The organism is Streptomyces sp. NPDC005494 (assembly GCF_042872025.1).
Classification (GTDB): domain Bacteria; phylum Actinomycetota; class Actinomycetes; order Streptomycetales; family Streptomycetaceae; genus Streptomyces.
This window is the reverse complement of record NZ_JBIAJR010000015.1, coordinates 123,960-130,288: the sequence shown is the minus strand read 5'-3', so window position 1 is coordinate 130,288 and position 6,329 is coordinate 123,960. Positions and strand designations below refer to the sequence as shown.

The window sequence follows — 6,329 nt, the reverse complement described above, 5'->3', positions numbered from 1 at the left end:
CGCTACCTGATCGGGATGCTGCCCTCCAACAACCGCGAGAACCCGCCGGTCGTGCACAGCGACGACCCCGCCGACCGGCGCGGCGACGTCCTGCTGGACCTGGTCCCGGCCGACGGCAACCGCCCCTACGACATGCACAAGGTCATCGAGGAGCTCGTCGACGACGGTGACTTCCTGGAGATCCACGAACGCTGGGCCCGCAACATCGTCTGCGCACTGGCCCGCCTCGACGGCCAGGTCGTCGGAATCGTGGCCAACCAGCCGCAGGCACTGGCGGGTGTCCTGGACATCGAGGCGTCCGAGAAGGCCGCACGGTTCGTCCAGATGTGTGATGCGTTCAACATCCCCATCGTCACTCTCCTGGACGTACCCGGCTTCCTGCCCGGCGTCGACCAGGAGCACGGTGGGATCATCCGGCACGGCGCGAAGCTGCTCTACGCGTACTGCAACGCCACCGTGCCCAGGATCTCCCTGATCCTGCGCAAGGCCTACGGCGGCGCGTACATCGTGATGGACAGCCAGTCCATCGGCGCCGACCTGACCTACGCGTGGCCCACCAACGAGATCGCGGTCATGGGCGCCGAGGGCGCCGCCAACGTCATCTTCCGCCGTCAGATCGCCGACGCCGAGGACCCCGAAGCCATGCGGGCTCGCATGGTCAAGGAGTACAAGGCCGAGCTGATGCACCCCTACTACGCGGCCGAGCGCGGCCTGGTCGACGACGTCATCGACCCCGCCGAGACGCGCGAGGTACTCATCGCCTCGCTCGCGATGCTCCGCAACAAGCACGCGGACCTGCCGTCCCGCAAGCACGGCAACCCCCCGCAGTAGTCGCGGCCCGCGGGCGGCGACCCCGCCCGCACCCCCGTGACCAGCTGCCCAGAAGACGGAGACATCCATGAGCGTCACCCCCGCCGACTCGGTCCTGCGCGTCGAGAAGGGCCAGGCCGGCCCCGAAGAACTCGCCGCCATCACCGCGGTCCTCCTCGCCCGCGCGGCCGCCCAGCCCGACGCCCCGGCCCACCGTGGCCGCAGCACGGCCGGGTGGCGCCGACTGGAGCGCACCCCCGGCTTCCGGGCTCCGCACAGCTGGCAGGGCTGAGAACGGCCGCTGAGGCCCCTTCACGGCCCGCAGGGCCCCGTGCACGGCGAAGGGCCCCGTACTCCTCCAGGGAGTACGGGGCCCTTCGCCGTGCGGCGGCGGGGGTCAGCGCAGGCGGGCCATCAGCGCGTGCTCGACCAGCGTGATCAGCGCGCTCTTGGCGTCCGCGCGGTGCCGGGCGTCCGTGGTGAGGATCGGGGTGTCCGGGCCGATCTGGAGTGCTTCGCGTACTTCGTCGGGGGTGTAGGGCTGGTGTCCGTCGAAGCCGTTGAGGGCGATGACGAAGGGGAGGCCGCTGTTCTCGAAGTAGTCGACGGCGGGGAAGCAGTCGGCGAGGCGGCGGGTGTCGACGAGGACGACGGCGCCGATGGCGCCGCGGACCAGGTCGTCCCACATGAACCAGAAGCGGTCCTGTCCGGGGGTGCCGAACAGGTAGAGGATCAGGTCCTGGTCCAGGGTGATGCGTCCGAAGTCCATGGCCACGGTGGTCGTGGTCTTGTCCCCGGTGTGGGTCAGGTCGTCGATGCCCGCGGACGCGGACGTCATCACGGCTTCGGTGCGCAGCGGATTGATCTCCGAGACGGCACCGACAAACGTGGTCTTACCCACGCCGAAGCCCCCTGCCACCACGATCTTCGCCGAGGTAGTGGAGCGGGCCGCTCCGCCGCTAGAGCTTGCGAAGTCCACTGAGCACCCTTTCGAGCAGTGTCACATCTGGCTGGCCGCCGGCGGCCTCGTCGCCGCCGGGCTGATGGATAGCGACGAGTCCGGCCTCGGCCAGGTCGGCGACGAGGATCCGGGCAACGCCGAGCGGGATCGAGAGAAGGGCCGAAACCTCGGCGACCGACTTGATCTCGATGCAGAGCCGGCAGATCCGCTGGTGCTCGGGCAACTGCCCTTGCAGCCTGGCGGGATCTGCCGTGGTGCTGACCAGGGCCTCGATGGCGAGCTGGTAGCGCGGCCGGGTCCGGCCGCCGGTCATGGCGTAGGGACGGACCAGCGGGTTGTGCGCCGCGGGCTTCGCGGGTTCCGGAGCCTGCCGCTGGACCGGCTGGATGCGCGACGGCGGTGCCTCGTATCGCTGCGGCGGCTGCTGTTCGTGCTGCGGCTGCTGGTACTGAGGCTGCTGATACGGCTGTTGCTGCTGCCACCCGGGACCGGGGTGCTGCGGCTGCTGCCAGCCGCCGCCCTGCGAGCCCTGCTGGGGCTGCTGGTAGGGCTGATACGGCTGATAAGGCTCTTGCGAGCCCATTCTGCCGGGCGTGGAGGGGGCGTCGAAACGGTTGTCACCCTGCTCACCCGGAACCCGCTGACCGCCCTCGTACGGGTGTCCGCCTGTGGGTGCTGCCACGTTTCCTCCTCCGACTGCCGGTCGCCATCCCAGTGGTGCCGCGCCACCGCACCTTATGGCGCGGTGACGAGAAACGCACTGTCTGTCTATTAGTTAAGAAGACTTCCCTGGAGTTCGGCGCGGAGATCCGGGGTCAGGACACTTCCCGCACGGTCCACGAGAAGTGCCATTTCGTACCCAACCAGACCGATGTCGGCGTCCGGGTGGGCGAGGACGGCAAGTGAAGATCCGTCAGAGATGGACATGATGAAGAGGAATCCTCGCTCCATCTCCACAACGGTCTGATTCACGGCGCCGCCTTCGAAGATCCGGGAGGCACCCGCGGTGAGCGACGTCAGACCGGAGGCGACAGCCGCCAGCTGATCGGCGCGGTCACGCGGGAAACCTTCGGACATCGCCAGCAGGAGTCCGTCGGCGGAGACCACCACCGTGTGCGACACCCCGGGGGTGTTGTCCACGAAGTTGGTGATCAACCAGTTCAGATTCTGCGCCGCCTGGCTCATCGGGCTCACACTAACGCTCCTGGTTGTAGGTATTACTTGTGTCCGACCCCGCGGTACGTCCCCGCAGGACCCCACGGCGCAGGTTGCTCAACCTGCCCCGCACGTCCTCCGGAGCGCGGGAGACCTGTGGGCCGCCCTGCTGGGTCTGCTCCGCCGTTCCCTCGACCAGGTTGGCCTTGGGGACGCGCCGGGGGAGCCCCGACGGGGTGATTCCACCCGCCTTGGGGTCCCGTAGCTTCTCGGCCCGCTCCCAGCGCTCGTCGTTCGCCGAGCGCCAGTCGGCGGGGCTCTCCCCGTCCGCGGGCTGCGCCTGCTGCTGGGCCTGAGGCTGTTCCGGCTGAGACCGCTGCCGCTGCTCGGGCGCGGCAGGCTGATCGTTTCCGCGACCGGTGGGCTGCCAGTGCTGCTGTCCGGCGCCCCGGCGAGGGAGCCCCGCTTCGGTCAGGTCGTGACCGGGATTGGGGGTGGGCCCCGGACGGTCGAAGCCTACGCGCTCCTGCGCCTCGGCGGGAGCGCTCGGAACAGATTCCGCTACCGGCTGCCCCTGCGGCTCGAAGTCCCCCTGGTAAGAGTTCTGACCTGCCCAGTCGCCCTGGTGGGAGGGGTCGCCCTGCTGCGCGAACGGGTCGGCGTACTGCTCCTGCCGGGCATCCGGAGCGCCGTATGCCGCTTCCGCATAGCCGTTCTGCTGCGGCTCCTGGTAGCCGTTCCCCGCGGCGGCGTACGGCTCGTAGCCGCCCTCGTGACCGGGCTGTGCGTACTGCTGCTGCTCCTGGGCGTACTGCTCGGGGGCGTACTGCTGCTGGCCGTACTGCTCCTGCGTGAACTGCTCCTGGGCGTAGGCCTCCTGCTGCCCGGCGCCGTTGTCCTGGAACGCGGGACGCTCGCCGCCGGCCTGCGCCTCCAGGGCGGCCCGCCGCTCCTCACGCATGAGCGAGCGGTTGACCGGGTCCAGCTGCGGGGAGTCCGCCGCCGGAACCTCGTACCGGGAGTCGTCGAACCCGAGCTCCGCCGCCGTACGCATCGGGGCCTGCTGCGAGATCGGCTCGAAGGCCTGCGGCTGCTGCTGCTCCGGGATGATCGAGGAGACCGTGAAGTCGCTCTCCTGGGCCGCCTCGCCACCGCCACCGTGGGTGATGGCGTCCGGCAGCATGACCAGGGACGTGGTGCCCGCCTGCTCGCCCGAGGGGCGGAGCTGGACGCGGATGCCGTGCCGGTCGGCCAGCCGGCCGACCACGAAGAGACCCATGCGCTGGGACACCGCGGCGTCCACGGTCGGGGGATTCGCGAGCTTGTGGTTGATGTCCGCGAAGTCCTCGGCGGTGAGGCCGATGCCCTTGTCGTGGATCTCGACCATGACGCGGCCGTCGGGCAGCCGGGTCGCGGTGACCCGGACCTTGGTCTGCGGCGAGGAGAAGGTGGTGGCGTTCTCCAGCAGCTCGGCCAGCAGGTGCACGAGGTCGGTCACGGCCTGGCCGTGGATCTCGCTCTCCGGTACGCCGGTGAGCTCGATGCGCTCGTAGGACTCCACCTCGGAGGAGGCGGCCCGCAGGACGTCGACCAGCGGCACCGGCTGGTTCCAGCGGCGGCCGGGCTCCTCACCCGCGAGGACGAGGAGGTTCTCGCCGTTACGGCGCATACGCGTGGCCAGGTGGTCCAGCTTGAAGAGGCTCTCCAGCTGGTCCGGGTCGGCCTCGTTGTTCTCCAGGTCGGTGATGAGGGTCAGCTGGCCCTCGATGAGCGACTGGTTACGGCGCGACAGGTTGGTGAAGATCGCGTTGACGTTGCCCCGCAGCATGGCCTGCTCGGCGGCGAGCCGGACGGCCTCTCGGTGCACCTGGTCGAAGGCGCGGGCGACCTCGCCGATCTCGTCCTGGCTGTTGATCGGGATCGGCTGGACCCGGGTGTCCACCCGGCCCGGCTCGGTCCGCGACAGCTGGTCGACCAGCATCGGCAGCCGCTGCTCGGCGATGCCGAACGCCGCCGTACGCAGCTGGCGCATCGAGCGGCTCATCTGGCGGGCCATGAGCCCGGCGATGATGAAGGCGGCGAGCAGCGCGACGAGGACGATGGCGGCGTTGAGGATGGCGTCGTTGCGCGCGTCCGTCGAGATCTCGGCGGCCTCGGTCACGGCCTTGTCCACGAGCTCGTTCTCGACCGTGGTGTAGCCGTCGAACTTCGCGGTGGCCGCGGCCATCCAGGTCTCGGGGGTGATGCCCTTGGCCTTCAGCTGGGCCGGAGTCCTGCCCTGGCCGATCTGCTGGGCCATGCCGTCGAAGACCGAGCCGTCGACGCTGGGCGGCTCCACGAAGGGCTGCCCGGCGGCGGTGGCCTGCTCCTTGGCGGCCTTCAGCTGCTCGGCCCCCTCGGCGGCCTTGTCGGCCATGACTTCCTTGAGCCGCGCGGCGTCGGCCTCCGTACCGCCGGAGACGAACTCGCCGAGGGCGATCTGCTCCAGGTAGTTGTACGAGCTGAACGCCGTCACCTGGCCGTTGAACTTGCGCTGCTCCTGGCTCGGGCGGACCAGGAGGTGCATGCCTATGGAGCGCTGAAGCGATTCGGCGGCCTTGGCCAGCTCGATCGCGTACACGGTCCGGCCGTAGCTGGTGATGTTGCCGGTGCCCAGGCCGAGCTCGTTGGAGAACTCCATCAGCGAGTGCTGGACCTTGGTGTAGCCCTCTTCGGTCTTCACCGGGTCCATCGCCTCGGCGTAGGCGGCCTTGCGGAGCTCGGGGAGCAGGGGCTCCTCCACCTTGAACAGCTTCAGGCGGCGGTCCAGGCCCGCCTTGTCCGGCATGTTCTGCACGGCGGCGTCGAACTCCGCGGCGGCTTCGTCGGTGGTGGCGCGGATCTGCTCCACCTCGGAGGCGGTGCGCTTGTTGGACAGCAGCGGCTGGGCGGTGAGGTCACGCTCGTTCAGCAGCGCCTGTCCGTAGGCCGCGGCGGCGCGGACGACCAGAGCGGTCTTCTCCGCGTCCTGGGCCTCGTTCCAGGTGTCGATCGACCCCTTCACCTGGAACCCGCCCATGACCAGGCCGACCAGCGCGGGGATCAGGAGAATCGCGTTCAGCCGGGTGGGCACCCGCCAGTTGCGCGGTGACAGCCGGCTGGTGCTGCCACGTGCCGGTTCCGCCTCGGACGACGTGTCCGCAGGCGACACCGCAGCGCGCGGCGGAGGGGTGAAGTTGCCCCGCTCCGGCTGGGCCGCGGAGCCCTCGTTGCTTCGCCTCACTCGACCAACAACCTCTCGGCGTCGGCACCTACGTTGTGCCGGATTATCGTTCAGGGGCCCGTACTACTGGGTAGTTCGAGGCATTGCAGCATGCGGACCGGTCGCGTTCCAAACAGTCGGAATGCGCGATTCGGAGCGAGC

At 69.6% G+C, this 6,329-nt stretch carries 6 protein-coding genes; 2 read left to right on the top strand and 4 right to left on the bottom strand.

Annotated features, from left to right (window positions below; genetic code table 11):
* Together ACFYQ6_RS32915 and ACFYQ6_RS32910 are read left to right on the top strand one after the other, a co-directional pair.
* Positions 1-831: acyl-CoA carboxylase subunit beta (locus tag ACFYQ6_RS32915; RefSeq protein WP_388766485.1), on the top strand; the 831-nt coding region annotated here is incomplete at its 5' end.
* A gap of 67 nt (positions 832-898) precedes the next feature.
* Positions 899-1,102: an acyl-CoA carboxylase subunit epsilon gene (locus tag ACFYQ6_RS32910; protein WP_014153860.1), complete on the top strand. Its 204-nt coding sequence runs from the start codon at positions 899-901 to the stop codon at positions 1,100-1,102.
* A 105-nt stretch (positions 1,103-1,207) separates the two neighbouring features.
* On the opposite strand, the gene ACFYQ6_RS32905 is transcribed toward ACFYQ6_RS32910, so the two are convergent.
* The 4 genes from ACFYQ6_RS32905 to ACFYQ6_RS32890 all read right to left on the bottom strand — a co-directional run bounded on the left by ACFYQ6_RS32905 (position 1,208) and on the right by ACFYQ6_RS32890 (position 6,188).
* The gene (locus ACFYQ6_RS32905; protein ID WP_014048542.1) at positions 1,208-1,789 is read right to left on the bottom strand and encodes an ATP/GTP-binding protein; all 582 of its coding nucleotides are present in this window, start codon (positions 1,787-1,789) and stop codon (positions 1,208-1,210) included.
* Positions 1,770-2,453 (bottom strand): DUF742 domain-containing protein, encoded by a 684-nt coding sequence (locus ACFYQ6_RS32900; RefSeq protein WP_361583489.1) that lies wholly within the window; start codon positions 2,451-2,453, stop codon positions 1,770-1,772. The genes ACFYQ6_RS32905 and ACFYQ6_RS32900 overlap by 20 nt, the downstream gene beginning before the upstream one ends.
* 89 nt (positions 2,454-2,542) lie before the next feature.
* A complete protein-coding gene (locus ACFYQ6_RS32895; RefSeq protein WP_006127847.1) occupies positions 2,543-2,956 on the bottom strand; it encodes a roadblock/LC7 domain-containing protein in 414 nt (137 codons plus the stop codon).
* Positions 2,957-2,966: 10 nt separating this feature from the next.
* Positions 2,967-6,188 carry a nitrate- and nitrite sensing domain-containing protein gene (locus ACFYQ6_RS32890; protein WP_388766482.1) on the bottom strand — a complete coding sequence of 1,074 codons (3,222 nt, stop codon included), beginning with the start codon at positions 6,186-6,188 and terminating at the stop codon, positions 2,967-2,969.
* Positions 6,189-6,329 lie beyond the last annotated feature (141 nt).